This window comes from Pseudomonas fluorescens, assembly GCF_002022275.1.
GTDB classification, from domain to species: domain Bacteria; phylum Pseudomonadota; class Gammaproteobacteria; order Pseudomonadales; family Pseudomonadaceae; genus Aquipseudomonas; species Aquipseudomonas fluorescens_AJ.
In genome coordinates this window covers 433,116-453,667 of record NZ_MSDF01000016.1, presented here as the reverse complement: position 1 = coordinate 453,667, position 20,552 = coordinate 433,116, and the positions used below count along the sequence as shown (strand labels likewise).

Below are 20,552 nucleotides of genomic sequence, written 5' to 3'. Positions count from 1 at the left end.
CGTCCTTTATCGCCAACATTTGTGCCCAGGAGACCTCACATGCCTGACTTCTCTGGCTTGCCGCTGGTGATCGAATCAGGCGACCTGCAAGGTCGCCTCGATGCCGAACACCTGATTCTGGTGGACCTCACCAGTGCCGCCCGCTACGCCGAAGGGCATATCCCCGGCGCGCATTTCGTTGACCCCAAGCGCACCCAACTGGGCCAGCCGCCGGCACCCGGCCTGCTGCCCCACAAGGCTGATCTGGAAAAACTCTTCGGCGAACTGGGCCACACACCGGACGCGACCTACGTGGTTTACGACGACGAAGGCGGCGGCTGGGCCGGACGGTTTATCTGGATGCTCGACGTGATCGGCCACCAGAAATACCACTACCTCGACGGCGGCCTGCTGGCGTGGCTGGAAGGCCAGCACCCGCTGTCCACCGAGATGCCCGCCCCGGTCGGCGGCCCGGTCAGCCTGACCTTGCACGACGGCCCGACCGCCACCCGTGAATACCTGCAAAGCCGTCTCGGCGCCGCCGACCTGGGCATCTGGGACGCGCGTGGCCCGCTGGAGTATTCCGGCGAGAAAGTCCTCGCCGCCAAGGGCGGGCATATTCCCGGCGCGGTGAACTTCGAATGGACCGCCGGCATGGACAAGGCGCGCAACCTGCGCATCCGCCGCGACATGCCGCAGATCCTCGACGACCTCGGGCTGACCCGCGACAAAGAAATCATCACCCACTGCCAGACTCACCACCGCTCTGGCTTCACCTACCTGGTGGCCAAGGCGCTCGGTTATCCGCGAGTCAAAGGTTATGCCGGTTCCTGGGGCGAATGGGGCAACCACCCCGACACCCCCGTTGAGATTTAAGGTTTAAGGACACTTCATGAAAAAGCAGTTGTTTATCCTCAGCCAATATTTGCTGCCGCACCACTTGCTGTCGCGCCTGGCCGGTTGCATCGCCGAGTGCCGCGTGCGCTGGTTCAAGAACGCCTTCACCAGTTGGTTCGCCAAGCGCTATCAAGTGGACATGTCCCAGGCACTGGTTGAAGACGTGACCGCTTACGAGCACTTCAACGCCTTCTTCACCCGCGCCCTCAAAGACGGCGCACGCCCGCTGGATCAAACCCCGGGCGCGGTGCTGAGCCCGGCCGACGGCGCGATCAGCCAGCTTGGCCCGATCGAGCACGGCCGCGTGTTCCAGGCCAAAGGCCACAGCTTCAGCGTGCTGGAGTTGCTGGGTGGCGACGCCGCGTTGTCCGCGCCGTTTATGGGCGGTGATTTCGCGACCGTTTACCTGTCGCCGAAGGACTACCACCGTGTGCACATGCCACTCGCCGGCACCTTGCGTGAGATGGTCTACATTCCCGGGCGTATCTTCTCGGTAAACCAGACCACCGCCGAAAACGTGCCGGAGCTGTTTGCACGTAACGAGCGCGTTGCCTGCATTTTCGACACCGAACGCGGCCCGATGGCTGTGGTGTTGGTGGGTGCGATGATTGTGGCGTCGATTGAAACCGTGTGGGCCGGGCTGGTGACACCGCCGAAACGCGAGCTGAAAACCTTCCGCTACGACGAAGCGGCGCGTGCGCCGATTCACCTGGAGAAGGGTGCGGAGCTGGGCCGCTTTAAACTGGGTTCGACCGCAATCGTGCTGTTCGGGCCGGATCAGGTGAAGTGGGCTGAAGAGTTGGTAGCGGGTACGCCGGTGCAGATGGGTCAGGGCATGGCACTGCCGAAAGCCTGATTCGCAATAGATTTAAAGCTGGAACTCGATCAATGTGGGAGCTGGCTTGCCTGCGATAGCGGTGTTGGATCCACCATCGCTATCGCAGGCAAGCCAGCTCCCACATTTTTTTCGCGTTTCTTCAGTGATTACAGCTGCCCGTCGCGGTCGCGAAAGCCCAGCAGGTACAACACACCATCCAGCCCCAACGTCGAAATCGCCTGCTTCGCCGACTGCTTCACCAGCGGTTTGGCGCGAAACGCCACACCCAGCCCGGCAATCGCCAGCATCGGCAAGTCATTCGCCCCGTCGCCGACCGCAATGGTCTGCTCCAGACGCAAACCTTCCTTGTGGGCCAATTCCTTCAGCAGATCCGCCTTGCGCTGAGCATCAACGATCGGCTCGACCGCCACGCCTGTCACCTTGCCATCCACCACTTCCAGCTCGTTGGCGAACACGTAGTCGATGCCCAGCTTGGCCTGCAATTGCTTGGCGAAGTAGGTAAAGCCGCCAGACAGAATCGCCGTCTTGTAGCCCAGGCGCTTGAGTTCGGCGAACAGGGTTTCGGCGCCTTCGGTCAAGCGCAAGGACGCGCCGATGGAGTCCAGCACACTCACGTCCAAGCCTTTGAGCAGCGCCAAGCGCTCCTTGAAACTGGCACGAAAATCCAGCTCGCCCGCCATGGCGCGCTCGGTGATTTCTGACACTTGCTCGCCCACACCGGCAGCTTTGGCCAGTTCGTCGATCACCTCAGCTTCGATCAGTGTCGAGTCCATGTCGAACACTGCCAGGCGGCGATTGCGACGGAACAGCGAATCTTCCTGGAAGGCAATATCGACATTCAGCTCCTGGGCCACGCTCAGGAATTCGGCGCGCAGGGCTTGCGGATCGGCCGGCTCACCGCGCACGGAGAACTCGATACAGCCCTTGCCCTTGTCGGCTGGCGTGTCCAGCGGCATGCGACCCGACAGACGGTCAATATGGTCGATATTCAAACCGTATTGCGCAGTAATCGAACTGACGCGCTGCAATTGTTCGGCGGTGACCTTGCGGGTCAACAGCGTGACGATGTGGCGTTTTTTGCCCTGCCCCTCTACCCAGTGTTGGTAATCGGCTTCGGACACCGGGGTGAAACGCACCTGCTGATCCAGCTTATAAGCAGTAAACAGGATGTCTTTGAGTACCGATGACGCCTGCTCGGTGCTCGGGATTTCCACCAGGATGCCGAACGACAACGTGTCGTGGATCACCGCCTGACCGATGTCGAGAATGTTCACACCACCCTGGGCCAGTACACCGGTAATGGCGGCGGTGAGACCCGGACGGTCAACACCGGTGATGTTTATCAGGACAATTTCGCGCAAGGCGCACCCCCAGGCTGGAAAAAAATCGCATTCTACCCACTTTCAGTGACCATCGGGCACAGCCAGCGCTTTGCCGGTTCTAGGGCTGTCGCTATACTGCGCGTCAACTTCACGGACCAAGAGCCGAGCGCAAGTGAACCGGCCCACGCCAGTAAAAACCGATAACTTCTTCCTGCTGATCTTCCGGGCACTGCGCCACCGCCGTGTACCGATCGCATTACGCATCGCCAGCCATAACGTGATCCTGGTCGCTCTGGCCCTGGTGATCTACGCCTGCGTGATGGGTTTGCAGTTCAAGCAGGCCATGCACGAGCAAGCCGACGCCCTGGGCGAGAGCTTGACGACCCAGACCGCCACCTCGGCGACTGAGTTGTTGGTGTCCAACGACATCTTAAGCCTCAACGTGCTGCTCAATAACCTGACCAAGAACCCGCTGGTGGCCCACGCGGCGATCTACAGCGTGGACAACCGGATCATGGCCGAAGCCGGGCAGCGCCCGAAAAACGGCCTGTTGGGTGAAGCCGAAGGCCTGTACCAGAGCAACATTACGTTTCAGGACGTGAAGGCCGGCCAGCTGCGCATCAGCCTCGACATGCAGCAATTCCAGCAGCCGATGACCATCAGCCTGCAAAGCATGGGTATCTTGAGCGCGATCCTGCTGGCATTGGCATTGGCGTTGAGCCTGCGCCTGGGCCGTCATATCTCCACGCCGCTGATGCAGCTGCGCATCTGGCTGCGGGATATTGACGAGCACACTCCGGCTACCGACCGTCAGGATGAAATCGGCGACCTCGCCCGTCAGCTGCACGCCAGTTTCGCCCCTGAGCCGGTAGTGCCCGAGCCCGAGGCCGAACCTGAGTACGACGACACCGATTACGACGACGAGCCCGAGTTTGAAACGCGCGACCTGCGCGAACCAGGCTTTGACGAAGACGCTCCAGTGGCGAGCCCGAAACCCGCACCACGCCAGGTGGTCAGGGCAGAAGAAGACGAACTGGACGACGAAGACCCGTTCGCCGACCTGCGCGACACGTCAGCCGCCGCCCCAGCCGCAACGCCCAAACCGGTACCCGCACCGGTGAAGAGCACCGAGCCCCAGCACAGCGCCGTATTGGCCGTGCAACTGGGTGCCCAGGACCAACTGCGCCGCCTGCCCCGCGCCCGCCTGACGGAGTTGCTCGAACGCTACCGTGATTGCCTCGATCAGGCCGCCTCGCTGTATCAGAGCGAGCTGCACACCCTGAACGACGGCAGCACGCTGATGCTGTTCCACAGCGAAGACAGTGGCGAAGACTACCTGACCAACGCCATCTGCTGCGGCGAGTTGTTGCGCGCCCTGGGCCACGCCCTGCAGATTGAAGTGGCAGACAGCGGCATCACCTTGCAGCTGCAGTTGGGCCTGACCGTGGGGGATGATCTGTTTGGCATGAGCCAGATTGATCTGCTGCTCACCGAGATCGCCCAGGATGCACTGGCCTTGTCGCAACACAGCCGCAACCTGCTGCTGGTGGAGCGCAAGATCAGCGAAGATGCACTGATCCGCCAGCGTGCACGTATCCGCCCGATCGCCAGCCCTGAGGGCGCGAGCTGTGTGGAACGGTTGATGGAGCCCTATCCGTCGATGCTGGAGCGGCAGTTGGCGCGGATGCACGAGACCCGTAGCAAACCCTGAATAACACCACCAAGCCCACTGTGGAATGGGCTTGTGTGGGAGCGGGCTTGCTCGCGAAGGCGGTGTATCAGTTGACATATCAGTGACTGAACCACCGCATTCGCGAGCGAGCCCGCTCCCACATTGGATCTTCAACAAGGCTCAAATCGCAGACAAACAAAAAGGCCCGCTGAGTAAGCGGGCCTTTTGTTTGGGCGCGATTCAGATCAGAACCTGAACACTTCCATGTCCGTACGAATCGGCGTAGCCATCGGCATCTTCGGCTTGTCCGGCGCTGCCGGTTTGGCTTGCGCGGGAGCCTGCTTGCGCGGCGCCTCGGCAACCGGCGGCTGGTTGGCCAATGGCTTGAGGGCCACCGACAACTGCTGCGCCAGATGCTGCAACAACACGCCCTGGGCCTGGACCTGAGACGCGGTGGTACCGGTGTGTTCTTCCTGCAGGTGCACGATGCGGTTATCCCGCACCTGGCCACGGCGGTCGATCAAGCGCCACTGCGCATCGAGGATCGCCGGCTGCGTAGCCCCCGAGTCGAGCCGGGTAATGGTCAGCAACACCTGCACATCCGGCGTGAAGCCGGCAGGTGCAGGCGCCAGCACCACTCGCTGGCTGTCGAGATGACCAGCCACCTGGCGCAACATCAGCTGGTTAATGTCAGACGACAAACTGCCTGCCCAACGACCGTCTGCGGAACCTTGCAGGCTGCCATCGTTCTGACGTTGCAGCAGGGTTTCGCGTTGCAGGTAGTCGGCAACGACTACCGGGCCAAGCAATACAGCCATGCCAGCGGTTTGTGCTGGCTGAGCCGGACTTCCACTGTCCAGCTGGTACAGCGACACCGGTTGGTGCGTGCTGCAACCCGCCAGCCCCAAAAGGCCAGCGAGCATCAAAAATAAAGGAAGGCGTGGAGCAGTCATCATCCCATCCAGGTGGCTGCCACAAGGCGAACCACAATGTAATACTAAAAATAACCTAAACACGCTCGGCCACGCCGGCGCTGGAAAGGCCATATCATCCGTGAATATGCGCCGTGACTCCAGCGTCATAGTGCCGATCTACGCGTTAAATCGTAGATCGGGGGCTCTAAAGTGCCTTAAACGGGTGTTTCCACCAATAAAGCATCTACCCGCTGGAAGCCCCGAGGCAGTTTATTGCCGCGTCGGCCGCGCTCACCCTTGTAGTGTTCAAGGTCGTCAGGGCGCAGCGACAACGTACGCTTGCCGGCCTGAAGCACCAGGGTAGAGCCTTCCGGGATCACCGCGATGTCGGTCACGTACTCTTCGCGACTGGCCACGCGCTCCCCTGGAATCCCGATAATCTTGTTGCCCTTGCCTTTGCCCAACTGCGGCAGGTCGCTGATCTTGAACACCAACAAACGCCCTTCGGTGGTCACCGACGCCAGCCAGTTGCTCTCACGGTCTTCCACCGTGCGTGGCAGGATCACTTTGGCGTTGTTCGGCAGGCTCAACAACGCCTTGCCCGCCTTGTTCTTGGCCTGCAGGTCTTCACCCTTGACCACAAAACCATAACCCGCGTCGGAAGCGATCACGTACAGCGAATCGTCGTCCGGCAGCAGCACACACTCAAAATTCGCCCCTGGCGGCGGTGTAAGCCGCCCGGTCAGCGGCTCGCCCTGGCCTCGGGCCGATGGCAAGGTGTGAGCGGGCACAGAATAACTGCGCCCGGTGGAGTCGATAAACACCGCAAACTGGTTGGAGCGCCCGGCGGCAGCGGTTTTGAAACCGTCGCCAGCTTTGTACGACAAGCCAGTGGCGTCAATATCATGCCCCTTGGCGGAGCGAACCCAACCCTTTTCCGACAGAACGACGGTAATTTTCTCGTTAGGCAACAGCTCGGTTTCTGTCAGCGCTTTCGCTTCAGCACGCTGCACGATAGGCGAACGACGGTCGTCGCCGTAGGTTTCGGCGTCTTTGATCAGCTCACTGCGTACCAATTTCTTGAGCTTGGCTTCGCTGCCCAGCAGGGCTTGCAGCTTGGCTTGTTCCTTGAGCAGCGCGTCTTGCTCGTCGCGCAGCTTCATTTCTTCCAGTCGCGCCAACTGACGCAAACGGGTGTCGAGGATGTAGTCCGCCTGAATCTCGCTCAACTCGAAACGCGCGATCAGCTCGGCTTTCGGGTGCTCGGCGGTACGGATGATGTGGATAACTTCATCCAGGTTGAGGTAGGCGATCAACAAACCGTCCAACAGGTGCAGGCGGCGCTCGACCTTGTCCAGGCGGAATTGCAGGCGGCGGCGTACGGTGTTGACTCGGAACTCCAGCCACTCTACCAGCAGGTTGCGCAGGTTTTTCAGCTGCGGCTTGCCGTCCAGGCCGATGATGTTGACGTTGACCCGGTAGCTCGACTCAAGGTCGGTGCTGGCAAACAGATGCTGCATCAGCACTTCGTGATCGACCCGGCTGTTGGTCGGGATGATCACGATGCGGCACGGGTTTTCGTGGTCGGATTCGTCACGCAGGTCGGCAACCTGCGGCAACTTCGACGGTTTGGCCTGCATTAACGCGGCGATCTGCTCCAGCACCTTGGCACCGGACACCTGGTGCGGCAGCGCGGTGACAATAATGTCGCCGTCTTCAATGTGATACACGGCGCGCATGCGCACCGAGCCCTTGCCGGTTTCGTACATCTTCAACAAGTCGGCACGCGGCGTGATGATTTCCGCTTCAGTCGGGTAATCCGGGCCCTGGATGTGTTCGCAGAGCTGCTCGACGGTGGCCTTCGGCTCATCCAACAAGCGCACGCACGCCGTGGCGACTTCGCGCAGGTTGTGCGGCGGCACGTCGGTGGCCATACCGACAGCGATGCCGGTGGTGCCATTGAGCAGGATATTCGGCAAACGTGCCGGCAACACCAGCGGTTCGTCGAGGGTACCGTCGAAGTTCGGCCCCCAATCGGCGGTGCCCTGCCCCAGCTCGCTGAGCAGCACTTCGGAGTAACGCGACAGCCGCGCCTCGGTGTACCGCATCGCGGCGAAGGACTTGGGATCATCCGGCGCACCCCAGTTGCCCTGGCCGTCCACCAGCGTGTAGCGGTAGCTGAACGGCTGCGCCATCAGCACCATGGCTTCGTAGCACGCCGAATCGCCGTGGGGGTGGAACTTGCCGAGCACGTCACCGACGGTACGCGCCGACTTCTTGTGCTTGGAGTCAGCGTCCAGGCCCAACTCACTCATCGCGTAGATGATGCGCCGTTGCACGGGCTTCAGGCCGTCGCCGATATGCGGCAAAGCACGGTCCATGATCACGTACATGGAGTAGTTGAGGTAGGCATTTTCGGTGAAGTCAGCCAGCGACCGGCGTTCTACGCCATCTAAGCTGTCTGCGAGGATGTCACTCATGCGGGCCTCATCATTGTTTGGTCTGGCGCAGCAGCAAAGTGCCGCTGCGCTGGGTAAATTCAAGTTGTTTCAGTGCACTCATGCCCAGCAATATCTGGTCGCCATCCAACCCCGGTGCCACCAGGGCACGCACGTCCTGCAGGACGATGTCGCCCAATTGCAGGCGGTCGAGCCGGGTACGAAACCCTTGGCTCAGGCCATTGGCGGTACTCAAGGTGACCGGCATGCCGCGTTTAAGCCCCAGGCGATCGGCCAACTTAGCCGGAACCGCCACATCGGTGGCCCCGGTATCGAGCATGAACGTCACCGGCTGGCCGTTGATCTGGCCACTGGCAACAAAATGCCCCTGGTTATTGCCGAGCAGTTTTACTTCGATATAACCCGCGTGCCTCTCTGAGGCCACCACGGCATTGGGGTTTTCCTGACGCGCTTCCCACTGCCCGAAAAACCGTGTTGCCAAAAACAGTCCCGCGCCCCACGCCACGAACATCAGCACACGTCCGGCACGTTTGCCGGGCGGCTGTGCACTCATGGTTTGGCGCTCCAGCCACCCGCAGGGGCGGCGAAACGATAGACCACCGGGCGCTTTTCACCATCGGCGCGCGGGCCAAAATTGTTGTCGATGCCCAGCCAGGCACCGTCAGCCTCTATCACCAGCGCTTCGGCCAGGCCATAGGGCTGTGCGTAGCGCCGGTTCGGCGTCAGGGTCTCGTCGGCAAACGACCAGCACAGCTCGACTTTGGCAGTCACCGCGTCACGCCGACAAATCTGAAACGCATTGCGTTCCAGGGTAAACAGCTTGCCGTTGAACAGCGCCAGGTCGGCAAAATCCTTGGACACCGCCTTGGCGTTGGTGAACTGCGCCGGCTGCACTTCCTGGCCGGCCTCGCTCAACAATACGCAAGGCCCGTCGCAATCCCACAGGCTTTGCGGACGCTTGATGGAGATCAATCCACGCCGCTCACGCTCGGCCGCCAACCAGATCTGATTGCCTTCAGGGTTTATCGCCAAGCCTTCGAACAACGCATTAAAGTGCAGCAACATGCCACTGGCGCGGGCCTCACGGACCATGCTCGGGGCGATTTTCAACCACTCGGGCGCGCCCGTCACCGGCACTTGCAGCACCGCCGCGTGGGCTTCGCTGACAATGTAGCGGTTGCCGGCACCGTCGCAGGTAATGCCTTCAAAATCGAGGTCGCCACCGCGAATGAACGAAGCGGCCTTGGTGCGCGAGCGCAAACCCCAAGGCAAGCCGGACTCAGGCACTGGCGGCACGTCGATTTTCACCGCTTCGGCCTGCCAGGTTGGCGCGCTGATATCCAGGCGGTAAATCTGATCGTCATCGCGATCAGACACCGTCCACAAATCCTTGCCGCACAACGCCAGGCCCGACAGGTTACCGCCGCGCATGCCGTCCACCGGGTGTTCCGACACCAGCTTGAGCTCAGCCACGGGTGCGGCAACCACTTGAGTGGCCGCCAACCCGCTTAACATCAGGATCGCCAGGGCGAAGCCTGTGCGCATCAGCCCAAAACCTCGGCCAGGTTGCCTTTGGATTCCAGCCAGGACTTGCGGTCCGGCGCGCGTTTCTTCGCCAGCAGCATGTCCATCATTTCCGAGGTCGCGGCGTAGTCTTCCAGGGTCAACTGCACCAGGCGCCGGGTGTTCGGGTCCATGGTGGTTTCGCGCAATTGCGGCGGGTTCATTTCACCCAGGCCTTTGAATCGCGTGACCTGTGGTTTGCCGCGCTTCTTCTCGGCGACCAGGCGGTCGAGAATGCCATCACGCTCGGCTTCGTCGAGGGCGTAGAAAATCTCTTTGCCCAGGTCGATGCGGTACAGCGGCGGCATGGCGACGTAGACGTGACCGGCATCCACCAATGGGCGGAAATGCTGCACGAACAACGCGCAGAGCAAAGTAGCGATGTGCAGGCCGTCGGAGTCGGCGTCGGCGAGGATGCAGATCTTGCCGTAGCGCAGTTGGGCGATATCCGCCGAACCCGGATCAACACCGATGGCCACCGCGATATTGTGTACTTCCTGGCTGGCCAACACTTCGCTGCCATCGACTTCCCAGGTGTTGAGGATCTTGCCGCGCAACGGCAGGATCGCCTGAAATTCCTTGTCCCGCGCTTGCTTGGCGGATCCGCCGGCGGAGTCACCTTCCACCAGGAACAGCTCGGAACGCATCGGGTCTTGCCCGGCGCAGTCGGCCAGCTTGCCAGGCAGTGCCGGGCCCTGGGTGATGCGTTTACGTTCGACCTTCTTGCTGGCCTTCAAACGACGGCCGGCGTTGTTGATCGCCAGTTCCGCCAGGGCCAGGCCCAGTTCCGGGTGCTCGTTGAGCCACAGGCTGAACGCGTCCTTGACCACACCCGAGACAAACGCCGCCGCTTCACGGGACGACAGACGCTCTTTGGTCTGGCCGGAGAATTGTGGCTCCTGCATTTTCATCGACAGCACGAACGCGATGCGCTCCCACACGTCTTCCGGCGCCAGCTTCACACCGCGCGGCAACAGGCTGCGGTATTCGCAGAATTCGCGCATGGCGTCCAGCAAGCCTTGGCGCAGGCCGTTGACGTGGGTGCCGCCCTGGGCCGTCGGGATCAGGTTGACGTAGCTTTCCTGCACGCTGTCGCCACCTTCGGGCAACCACAGCAAGGCCCAGTCGACGGCTTCTTTATTACCGGCCAGGCTGCCGCAGAATGGCTCGTTGGGCAGGCGTTCGAAATCGCTGACGGAATCTTCCAGGTAGGAGCGCAGGCCGTCTTCGTAGTGCCACTCGACCTTCTCGCCGGTGCCTTTGTCTTCAAAGCTGACGAGCAAGCCCGGGCACAACACGGCCTTGGCCTTGAGCACGTGCTTGAGGCGGCTGATGGAGAACTTCGGCGAATCAAAATATTTCGGGTCCGGCGCGAAGTACACGCTGGTGCCGGTGTTGCGCTTGCCAACGGTGCCGATGACTTGCAGGTCGGTGGCTTTGTAGCCATCGGCGAAAGTCATCTCGTACTCGTTGCCGTCACGCTTGACCTTGACTCGCACGTGGTTCGACAAGGCGTTGACCACGGAAATACCCACACCGTGCAAGCCACCGGAAAACTGGTAGTTCTTGTTGGAGAACTTGCCACCCGCGTGGAGCTTGGTGAGGATCAGCTCGACGCCCGACACACCCTCTTCGGGGTGAATGTCCACCGGCATGCCACGACCATCGTCGGACACTTCCAGGGAATGGTCGGCGTGAAGGATGACCTGTACCGATTTGGCATGCCCGGCCAAGGCTTCGTCGACGCTGTTGTCGATGACTTCCTGGGCGAGGTGGTTCGGCCGACTGGTGTCGGTGTACATGCCGGGGCGTTTGCGCACCGGGTCGAGGCCCGAGAGGACTTCGATGGCGTCGGCGTTATAAGAGCTAGCGCTGGGAGTGGCCATGGGGTCTCGTCGTGAGTCGTTCGATTAAAAAGTGACCTGCGATTTTCACAGTGACGAAAAATCGAAGGATTGATACTGATCAGGGCCAATGCCGGCAAAACTCAACATTGCCGGCAATTGCCGGGCAAACCCCTGGTAACCATGATCGCCGCCGGCCTGGATGCGCAAGGCACAGGCCCGGTAATACTGCTGGGCGAGGCGATAATCCAGTGTTTCATCGCCGGTCTGCAACCACACTTGGTAACGCGCAGCGTCCTGGGGTGCCGGAACTTCCAGCTCCGCCAGGGCCGTGACGTGGTCATGGGTCAGTTCCCAGGTTTCATCGGTGTAGAGATTCTTCTGGGGGCCCAGGTAACCGTCGAACATCCGATGAGGGCTGACCGCCGGGTTGACCAGCAGCGCCTTGAGGCCATGGCGTTCGGCAAGATGGGTTGCATAGTAGCCGCCGAGTGAGCTTCCGACCAGCAGCGGCCGACCGAGCTGCGCAATGGCTTCCTCCAATTGAGGAATGGCCTGACGCGGATGGTGATGCAAGGCCGGCACGCGCAGGCTGTCGGCCAGGCCGAGGCTGTCCATTACGGTGATCAACTGGCTGGCCTTGTTGGACGCAGGCGCGCTGTTGAAACCGTGGATATACAAGATCGAAGCGGACATGCCGGGCTCTCCGTGCGTCAGCCAAAGAGGCGCAGTTTACAGGGATCGGGGCGGCATGTGAGGCCCTCCCCCTCAAACCACTGAAGAACCCCTGTGGGAGCTGGCTTGCCTGCGATAGTGGTCTGCCTACCCATAAATGTGTGACTGACACACCGCTATCGCAGGCAAGCCAGCTCCCACATTTTTGATCAGTGTTTGCAGCCTTTAATAGCCGTTGCTGCCGTAATCGACGGTAAACGCGAAGCCTTGAACCCGCTCCACCCCGGTCTCCAACCGTCCGTCAGCATGCAACCGCAACCAGCGATACCCCGGCGCCTGCTCGCTGACCTTGAAGTCTTCACTGCCCGGCGCGAATTGAATGCACGTGGACGGCGAGGCCAGCAGCCGCACGCCATTACGCTCGCGGTCAATTTCCTGGTGCACGTGGCCCCATAGCACTGCCCTGACCTGCGGAAACCGGTCAAGCACAGCAAACAACGCCTCGGGATTACGTAGCCCAATCGGCTCCATCCACGCACAACCAATCGGCACCGGGTGATGGTGAAAACACACCAGATGGTGACGATTCGGCGCTTCACTCAACGCCTGGGCGAGGAGTTGCAGCTGCTGATCCTGCAGATAACCGGGCACGGAGCCGGGCACCGCAGAGTCCAGCAGGGTGACACGCCAGTGACCGATATCGACCACCGGCTCCAGAAAATCACTCTGTACGGCGGCATGCGCCATGATCTGCGGCTCATCGTGGTTGCCGGGAATCCAGCGCGCCGGAGCAGAAATCGCCGCCGTCATATCGCGAAACTGTTGATACGACTCCAGCGTGCCGTCCTGAGACAGGTCCCCCGTCGCCAGCACCAGATCAATCTGCGGCTGCTGCTCGCGCACCAAGGCGATCACCCGCTGCAGGCTCTCGCGGGTGTTCATGCCCAGCAGCGCACCGTCGGCCTCGGCAAACAGGTGGCTGTCGGACAGCTGCACCAGCAGCGCCGGCGCATCAGGGTTCACGGTGGATACGCTCGACAAGGCGCTCTCCCAGGCAATCACAGAAAATAGACAGTTGGCGCGATTATGCTGGGGCAGGACACAAGAGGAAACCTAAGGAAGCAGATGCAGTTCACATCTACCGCACAACTTCGAACTCATGGCCCAGGGCCAGGCAATGGCTCAACCACTCGCCGAGGAACACATTGAGCTGTGCTTTCTCATCGGGCTGGTGCATGAACACGTTCGGATAAGGATAGATGCTGCGAAAGCGCCGCGCATGTTCGGCGCTGATGACTTCGGCCATGCGCGCGTCGTGGTACACCTGCACTTCCAGTTGCGGCACCGGCAGCCACGGCAGGCTGTGTTCCTGGCGCACCCGCAGCGTGGTGGTGTACGGGCAGTTGACGATAACCTCAAGGGTCAGCACGCCCAGCATCTGGTCGCCATGGGTCACGGCAATGCGCCGCGCCTCTGGGGTGTGGCGCATGTCGGGGAGCAAGCGCATCAGCCGCGCATAGTTGGCCTCGCAGGCGGCTTGCAGCCCGATCAGGTCGACTCGATAACGTTCCCGTGCCTTTACTGCCATAACCCCCTCACTTCCGCGCGATTAAGCGCAAGCCATTGCAGGGCGATAATGCTAGCTGCGTTGGAAATTTTGCCGTCACGCACCGCTTGCAGGGCATCTTCAAACGCCCAAGGGGTGACGCGGATATCTTCTGCCTCTTCTTCCAGTCCATGGACGCCACCGGCGCCTGTGCTGTCGCAACGGCCCAGGTACAAGTGAACAAATTCGGTACTGCCGCCGGGCGAAGGGAAATATTTAGTGATCGGCCACAACGCGGAGAACGTCAGCCCAGCTTCCTCCTCGGCTTCGCGGTGTGCAACCTCCTCCGGCTCTTCGTCCTTGTCGATCAGGCCGGCGACCATTTCCACCAGCCACGGGTTGTCGGTACGGCCCATGGCGCCCACACGGAATTGCTCGATCAGCACCACTTCATCGCGCTGCGGGTCGTACGGCAGCACGCACACGGCGTCATGACGAACGAAGACTTCGCGGTTGATCACCCGGCTCATGCCGCCGTCGAATTTCTCGTGGCGCAGCTGCACGCGATCAAGCTTGTAGAAGCCTTTGTAGGCATTGTCGCGCTGAACGATTTCAATTTTGTTCGGCGTCGATTTGGCGATGTCCGTCATATCCATCCTCGTTATGCCCGTCAGATTCGCGCCATCCTAACGCGCTCACGCCCCTCGGTGCAGCCCCTTTACAGTTGCCGGGATAGACGGCGGGCGTCAAACTCACTCTAATCAGCTTAGTGGCGAACTGACTGCCTTGTGGGTAGTCGAAGGTCCACTCTTTTCGCTTTCCATCGATTTGTGAAGGACACCCATGTCGCTTTTGAAAATCGCCTCCGTGGCCTGTATCGCCTTGACCCTGGGGGCTTGCCAAAGCCTGTTTCAACCCAGCTACCTCAAGCCGCTGGACACCAAGCAAGACGCCTCGGAACAGATCAAGCCCGGCTGCGACAGCCCTGACTGCCCGCTGGTGAACATCGACACCGTGCATTTCCCAAGCGAGCCGCAGCTCGACAGCCTGGTGGAGCAGCGCCTGCTGCAAATGACCCGCACCACGCCGGGCGCCAGCGTGCCACCGACCTTGAATGCCTACCGCGACAAATTCCTGCGCGAGTCGCCCGACCGCAACAGCATGTATTTGCAAGCCAAGGTACGCGAGCAGCATGACGGACTGGTGATCGTTGAAGTGTCCAGCTACCTGGACACCGGCGCCGCCCATGGCGAGCCTGGCCGTGGCTTCATCAACTATTCGCGCGTGCTGCACAAAGAGCTGAGCCTGACCGACATGCTGCTGCCGGGCCAGGAACAGGCGTTCTGGAACACCGCGAAGGTCGCCCACAACAGCTGGCTGATCAACTCGCAGATGGACCGCGACCCGGAGTTCGTGAAGAGCTGGCCGTTCCAGAAAACCCCGAACGTGGCCCTGACAAGCGCCGGCGTGGTGCTCAAGTACAACGTGGCGACCATCGGCCCTTACGCATTGGGGCTGATCGAAATGACCATCCCCTATGCGCGCCTCACCGGTGTGCTCAAGCCTGAACTGATGCCCGCGCGCCGCTAAACGCTCGGCCCAGCATCAGTTGCAACAGCCCTGCCAGCACCAGCGCCGGCAGGGTCGCGCCAACATCCGGATACAGGTTGGCCAGCACGTGGTAGATGGCGATGCCGCCCAGCCACGCCACCAGCGCCGGCCAATGCAGGCTGGCGACGCGGCCCTGGCCTCGGCGGCGCAGGATAAAGTGATCCACCAGCACCACGCCGAACAGCGGCGCGAACACCGAGCCGATCAGCAGCAGGAAGTTCTGGTACTGCGCCAAAGGCGCAAAACAGGCGATCAAGGTGCAGATCACACCGATGGCCAAGGCCAGGTGCTCGACCTTCAAGCGCAACAGAATCCCGCTGGAGACCGCCGCCGAGTGAATATCGGCAAAGGCGTTTTCCGACTCGTCCAGCAGAATCAGCAACAGCGGAATGCCCAGCCCTGCCCCGGCCAGTGCGAGCAACAGCGCGTTCACTTCACCGCTTGGCGCAAACGCCAGGGTGTAGGCCACGCCCAGGCTCATCAGCCAGAAATTACCGATAAAGAACCCGAGCGCAGTGCCGCCGAACACGCTTTTAGCGCGCTTGCCGAAGCGTGAGTAATCGGCAATCAGCGGCAGCCACGACAAGGGCATGGCGATGGCAATATCAAAGCCCACGGCAAACGGCATCGAACCGTCGCCGGACTTGGCCCACAGTGCGGCCAGGTCAGCCTTGGCGAACAGGTTCCAGGTCAGCCACAGGCAGGCGGCCAGCAGCAGCCAGATGCCCCACTTGCGCAGGATTTGCCGCACGAAGGTCAGCGGACCGCTGACGGCCAGCAAGGTCGCCAAGCCGCCGAAAAACAGTGTCCACAGCAACGGGCTGGCGAGCACACTGCCTTCGCTGAAAGCCCGCGTGCCGAGCAGGCTGGCGGCGTCACGCATCACGATGATTTCGAACGAACCCCAGCCGATCAGCTGCAGCAGGTTCAGCAATGCGGGCAGGCTCGCGCCTTTGGCGCCGAGGCTGAGTTTAAGCGCGGCCATGGCCGACAGGCCGGTGTCGCTGCCGATCACGCCGACAGCGGCCAGCAGCAACACACCCACCAGCGTGCCGAGGAAAATCGCCAGCAACGAGCCGGACAAGCCCAGGCCCGGCGCGAGGAGTGCGCCGGTTTGCAGGACCATCAGGCCGATGCCGAGGGAGAACCACAGGGAGAACAGGTCGCGGGCGCCGAACACGCGTTTGTCAGCGGGGACTGCGATGTCCGGGGAATAAGTACTGGGTTGAATGCTCAAGGGTGGAATCTCTGAGGGGCATTTGTTGTTTGTGGGATCGCTATCGCGGGCAAGCCCGGCTCCCACAGAAGATCGCATTCCAGTGTGGGAGCCGGGCTTGCCCGCGATGACGGCGGCAGAGTCGCCGCCGCCTCCGGATCAGACCTTTTTGTACAGCTGGCTACCTTCCTGCTTAAACCGCTCCGCCTGCTCGGCCAAGCCCTTGGCCACGTCCACATCCACCGCTTCAATGCGCTGGTTGGCCGCGTACTCACGCACTTCCTGGGTAATCTTCATCGAGCAGAACTTCGGCCCGCACATCGAGCAGAAATGCGCGACCTTGGCCGAGTCCTTCGGCAGGGTTTCGTCGTGATAGGACCGCGCGGTGTCCGGGTCCAGGCCGAGGTTGAACTGGTCTTCCCAACGGAATTCGAAGCGCGCCTTGCTCAAGGCGTTGTCGCGGATCTGCGCGCCCGGGTGGCCCTTGGCAAGGTCAGCCGCATGCGCCGCGATCTTGTAGGTGATGATCCCGGTCTTCACGTCATCCTTGTTCGGCAAGCCCAAGTGCTCCTTCGGCGTGACGTAGCAAAGCATGGCGCAACCGAACCAGCCGATCATCGCCGCACCGATACCGGAAGTGATGTGGTCGTAACCCGGCGCAATGTCGGTGGTCAGCGGGCCGAGGGTGTAGAACGGCGCCTCGTCGCAGCACTCCAGTTGCTTGTCCATGTTCTCCTTGATCAACTGCATCGGCACGTGGCCAGGGCCTTCGATCATGGTTTGCACATCGTGCTTCCACGCGGTCTTGGTCAGCTCGCCAAGGGTTTCCAGCTCGCCGAATTGGGCGGCGTCGTTGGCGTCGGCAATCGAGCCTGGGCGCAGGCCATCGCCGAGGGAGAAGCTGACGTCGTAGGCCTTCATGATTTCGCAGATTTCGTCGAAATGCGTGTAGGTGAAGTTCTCTTTGTGGTGCGCCAGGCACCACTTGGCCATGATCGAGCCGCCACGGGAGACGATACCGGTGACGCGCTTGGCGGTCAGCGGCACGTAGCGCAGCAAAACGCCTGCGTGGATGGTGAAGTAGTCGACGCCTTGCTCGGCTTGCTCGATCAGCGTGTCGCGGAACAGCTCCCAGGTCAGGTCTTCGGCGGCGCCGCCGACTTTTTCCAGCGCCTGGTAAATCGGCACAGTGCCGATCGGCACTGGCGAGTTGCGGATAATCCACTCGCGGGTTTCGTGGATGTGTTTGCCGGTGGACAAGTCCATCACGGTGTCCGAACCCCAGCGAATGCCCCAGGTCAATTTCGCCACTTCTTCTTCGATGGACGAACCCAAAGCGCTGTTGCCGATATTGCCGTTGATCTTCACCAGAAAGTTACGGCCGATGATCATCGGTTCCAGTTCGGTGTGATTGATGTTGGCCGGAATGATCGCGCGGCCACGGGCGATTTCTTCGCGCACGAATTCAGGCGTGATGATTTTCGGCACGCTGGCGCCGAAGCTGTGGCCGGCGTGCTGCTGGTCGAGCAGGCCGGTGGCACGGGCTTCTTCGAGCTTCATGTTCTCGCGGATGGCGACGTATTCCATCTCGGCGGTAATGATGCCTTTGCGCGCGTAGTGCATCTGCGTGACGTTGGCCCCGGCTTTGGCGCGGCGCGGGTTTTTCACGTGGGCGAAACGCAGGGCGGTCAGTTCGGCATCGCTCAGGCGCTGTTGGCCGAAGTGCGAGCTGAGGCCCGGCAGGCGTTCGGTGTCGCCACGCACCTCTATCCACGGCGAGCGCACATCGCCCAGGCCTTTGCGCACATCGATGATCACGTTGGGGTCGGTGTACGGGCCGGAGGTGTCATAGACCACCACGGGCGCGTTGATTTCACCGCCGAAATCGGTGGGGGTCACGTCCAGGCTGACTTCGCGCATCGGCACGAGAATGTCCGGGCGAGTGCCTTGTACGTAGATTTTTTGCGAGCGGGTAAACGGCTGCACGGAGCCGGAGTCGACTTTTGCCGATTCACTCAGGTGCACGGTATTTTTTAGTTTTGTAGTCATCACAGGCTCTCCAACTATCCAGGCGGTGGATTTTTGTCGGAGCGAACCTGGGACGGATGGACGCACTGAAACCAGTGCTGTGCAAGGCACGAGGGCTGTTCGATTGTCGAACAACATCCCGGACGAAGCACAAGAGGACTCGCCGGGTGACGAGAAATCTTGTTCCCTACGCAGGCGCTAACCTGATCAGGTTCAACGGGATCCGGTATTTACCGATCTCAGCCTTCCAACAAGGCACCCCGACAAGAACGCGGCCAGTCTAGACCGCCGCGGGCAAATTGCCAATGAGCTACGCATTCAGCGTGATGAATGGCGTGATTGCGGGATTGTTGTGCCGTGATCTCGCCACTACACTCGGGCGTTGCCTCAACGCTTGACGCCGGGAACGGCCAGCCTTAGCCTTGGGCGCTAAATTACAGCCGTAATATTCAATCTAGGGATCGCCACATGCTGCGCAAACTCTCACTGGCTCTCGCCGTGTCTTGTGCGACCAACGGAATGGTCTGGGCAGCTGAAGCGCCCTTGTCCGTCCAAACCGACCTGGTCAGCGTCTACCAGGAGGCGGCCAACAACAACGCCGACCTGGCCGCAGCCCGCGCCCAGTACGGCGCGCAAAAAGAAGTGGTACCCCAGGCCCGCGCCGGCTTGCTGCCCAATCTGTCAGCCGGCGCCGACAGCAATAACGTGCGCACCCAGATCGACCAACCGGCCGCCACCGTCAACCGTGACGCCCACTCCTGGCGCGCCACCTTGAGTCAGCCGCTGTTCCGCGCCGATCGCTGGTTCCAGCTGCAAGCCGCCGAGGCCGTCAACGAGCAAGCCTCGCTGCAACTCTCGGCCACCGAACAGAACCTGATCCTGCAAAGCGCCGAAAACTACTTCGCCGTGCTGCGCGCCCAGGACAACCTGGCCTCGACCAAAGCTGAAGAAAACGCCTTCAAGCGCCAGCTCGACCAGTCCAACGAGCGCTTCGACGTCGGCCTTTCCGACAAGACCGACGTGCTGCAATCCCAGGCCAGCTACGACACCGCACGCGCCAACCGCATCGTTGCGCAGCGCCAGGTCGACGACGCCTTCGAAGCGCTGATCACCCTGACCAACCGCCAGTACAATTCGATTCAGGGCATCGTGCACACGCTGCCGGTGTTGCCGCCGGCGCCAAACGACGCCAAGGCCTGGGTTGAAACGGCCGGTCGCCAGAACCTCAACCTGCTCGCCAGCAACTACGCTGTCACCGCTGCTGAAGAAACCCTGCGGCAGCGCAAGGCCGGCCACTTGCCGACGCTGGACGCCGTGGCGCAATACGAAAAAGGCGACAACGACGCACTCGGCTTCAGCAACCCGAACCAACTGCCAGTGCCGTACGGTGGCGATGTGTCCCAACGCACCATCGGCCTGCGCCTGAGCATCCCGATCTACAGCGGCGGCCTGACCAGCTCGCAAGTGCGCGAATCCTATTCACGTCTGGACCAGAGCGAGCAGCAGCGCGAAGGCCTGCGCCGTCAGGTGGTGGAAAACACGCGCAACCTGCATCGCGCGGTGAACACCGATGTGGAACAGGTGCAGGCGCGCCGCCAGTCGATCATCTCCAATCAGAGCGCGGTGGAAGCTACAGAAATCGGCTATCAGGTGGGTACGCGCAACATCGTTGATGTGCTGGATTCACAACGCCAGCTTTACGCGTCGGTGCGCAACTACAACAACAGCCGCTATGACTACATCCTCGACAACCTGCGTTTGAAGCAGGCAGCGGGCACGCTGAACCCGGGGGACTTGCAGGATTTGGCGCGTTACCTCAAGGCTGACTACAACCCGGACAAAGACTTCCTGCCGCCGGATCTGGCCAAGGCGGCTGCCGAGCAGCTCAAGGCCCGCCCCGGTTCCTGAATTCACCACAGACCCCATGTGGGAGCTGGCTTGCCTGCGATAGCATCACCCGGGTGTAACTGATAGACCGAGGTGTCTGC

The 20,552-nt window shown here is 61.4% G+C and carries 17 protein-coding genes and 1 riboswitch; of the genes, 5 read left to right on the top strand and 12 right to left on the bottom strand.

Translation table 11 applies throughout. From position 1 onward, the window contains the following. Window positions 1-39 precede the first annotated feature (39 nt). Both BFW87_RS14085 and asd read left to right on the top strand, forming a co-directional pair. Window positions 40-855 carry a rhodanese-like domain-containing protein gene (locus tag BFW87_RS14085; RefSeq protein WP_078740397.1) on the top strand — a complete coding sequence of 272 codons (816 nt, stop codon included), beginning with the start codon at window positions 40-42 and terminating at the stop codon, window positions 853-855. Window positions 856-871: 16 nt separating this feature from the next. Next, a complete protein-coding gene (asd, locus tag BFW87_RS14080) occupies window positions 872-1,732 on the top strand; it encodes an archaetidylserine decarboxylase (RefSeq protein ID WP_078740396.1) in 861 nt (286 codons plus the stop codon). 128 nt (window positions 1,733-1,860) lie between these two features. Here asd and serB read toward each other — a convergent pair whose 3' ends face one another. Next, a complete protein-coding gene (gene serB / locus BFW87_RS14075) occupies window positions 1,861-3,075 on the bottom strand; it encodes a phosphoserine phosphatase SerB (RefSeq protein ID WP_078740395.1) in 1,215 nt (404 codons plus the stop codon). A 133-nt stretch (window positions 3,076-3,208) separates the two neighbouring features. On the opposite strand from serB, the gene BFW87_RS14070 reads away from it, so the two are divergent. Continuing rightward, window positions 3,209-4,747: an AhpA/YtjB family protein gene (locus BFW87_RS14070; protein ID WP_078740394.1), complete on the top strand. Its 1,539-nt coding sequence runs from the start codon at window positions 3,209-3,211 to the stop codon at window positions 4,745-4,747. Between the two features lie 206 nt (window positions 4,748-4,953). Here the strand turns inward: BFW87_RS14070 and BFW87_RS14065 are convergent, their stop codons facing one another. The 9 genes from BFW87_RS14065 to BFW87_RS14025 form a co-directional block, all read right to left on the bottom strand. Next, window positions 4,954-5,661 (bottom strand): PqiC family protein, encoded by a 708-nt coding sequence (locus BFW87_RS14065; protein ID WP_176159744.1) that lies wholly within the window; start codon window positions 5,659-5,661, stop codon window positions 4,954-4,956. Window positions 5,662-5,837: 176 nt separating this feature from the next. Continuing rightward, window positions 5,838-8,102 (bottom strand): DNA topoisomerase IV subunit A, encoded by a 2,265-nt coding sequence (gene parC / locus BFW87_RS14060; RefSeq protein WP_078740392.1) that lies wholly within the window; start codon window positions 8,100-8,102, stop codon window positions 5,838-5,840. A gap of 10 nt (window positions 8,103-8,112) precedes the next feature. Next, a complete protein-coding gene (locus BFW87_RS14055; RefSeq protein ID WP_078740391.1) occupies window positions 8,113-8,634 on the bottom strand; it encodes a retropepsin-like aspartic protease family protein in 522 nt (173 codons plus the stop codon). Then, entirely contained in the window at window positions 8,631-9,626 is a 996-nt protein-coding gene (locus BFW87_RS14050) for an esterase-like activity of phytase family protein (RefSeq protein WP_078740390.1), read from the bottom strand. The genes BFW87_RS14055 and BFW87_RS14050 overlap by 4 nt, the downstream gene beginning before the upstream one ends. Further along, the gene (gene parE, locus BFW87_RS14045; RefSeq protein ID WP_078740389.1) at window positions 9,626-11,530 is read right to left on the bottom strand and encodes a DNA topoisomerase IV subunit B; all 1,905 of its coding nucleotides are present in this window, start codon (window positions 11,528-11,530) and stop codon (window positions 9,626-9,628) included. The genes BFW87_RS14050 and parE overlap by 1 nt, the downstream gene beginning before the upstream one ends. 45 nt (window positions 11,531-11,575) lie before the next feature. Then, complete coding sequence (locus BFW87_RS14040; RefSeq protein ID WP_078740388.1) at window positions 11,576-12,184, bottom strand: YqiA/YcfP family alpha/beta fold hydrolase; 609 nt, start codon at window positions 12,182-12,184, stop codon at window positions 11,576-11,578. A 204-nt stretch (window positions 12,185-12,388) separates the two neighbouring features. Continuing rightward, window positions 12,389-13,204, bottom strand: coding sequence for a 3',5'-cyclic-AMP phosphodiesterase (gene cpdA / locus BFW87_RS14035; RefSeq protein WP_078740387.1), 816 nt, complete (start codon window positions 13,202-13,204; stop codon window positions 12,389-12,391). Window positions 13,205-13,301: 97 nt separating this feature from the next. After that, window positions 13,302-13,751 (bottom strand): DUF1249 domain-containing protein, encoded by a 450-nt coding sequence (locus tag BFW87_RS14030; RefSeq protein ID WP_003209507.1) that lies wholly within the window; start codon window positions 13,749-13,751, stop codon window positions 13,302-13,304. Beyond that, complete coding sequence (locus tag BFW87_RS14025) at window positions 13,742-14,359, bottom strand: NUDIX domain-containing protein (protein WP_078740386.1); 618 nt, start codon at window positions 14,357-14,359, stop codon at window positions 13,742-13,744. Before BFW87_RS14025 ends, BFW87_RS14030 begins: the two co-directional genes overlap by 10 nt. Window positions 14,360-14,552: 193 nt before the next feature. On the opposite strand from BFW87_RS14025, the gene BFW87_RS14020 reads away from it, so the two are divergent. Next, window positions 14,553-15,299: an RsiV family protein gene (locus BFW87_RS14020; protein ID WP_078740385.1), complete on the top strand. Its 747-nt coding sequence runs from the start codon at window positions 14,553-14,555 to the stop codon at window positions 15,297-15,299. On the opposite strand, the gene cytX is transcribed toward BFW87_RS14020, so the two are convergent. Together cytX and thiC are read right to left on the bottom strand one after the other, a co-directional pair. Further along, window positions 15,268-16,557, bottom strand: coding sequence for a putative hydroxymethylpyrimidine transporter CytX (gene cytX / locus BFW87_RS14015; protein WP_078740384.1), 1,290 nt, complete (start codon window positions 16,555-16,557; stop codon window positions 15,268-15,270). The two genes, BFW87_RS14020 and cytX, sit on opposite strands and share 32 nt — an antisense overlap. A 138-nt stretch (window positions 16,558-16,695) precedes the next feature. After that, the gene (gene thiC, locus BFW87_RS14010) at window positions 16,696-18,585 is read right to left on the bottom strand and encodes a phosphomethylpyrimidine synthase ThiC (protein ID WP_078740383.1); all 1,890 of its coding nucleotides are present in this window, start codon (window positions 18,583-18,585) and stop codon (window positions 16,696-16,698) included. A gap of 146 nt (window positions 18,586-18,731) precedes the next feature. Beyond that, window positions 18,732-18,837, bottom strand: a riboswitch (TPP riboswitch). 195 nt (window positions 18,838-19,032) lie between these two features. Here thiC and BFW87_RS14005 point away from each other — a divergent pair. Further along, the gene (locus BFW87_RS14005; protein WP_078740382.1) at window positions 19,033-20,472 is read left to right on the top strand and encodes a TolC family outer membrane protein; all 1,440 of its coding nucleotides are present in this window, start codon (window positions 19,033-19,035) and stop codon (window positions 20,470-20,472) included. Window positions 20,473-20,552 lie beyond the last annotated feature (80 nt).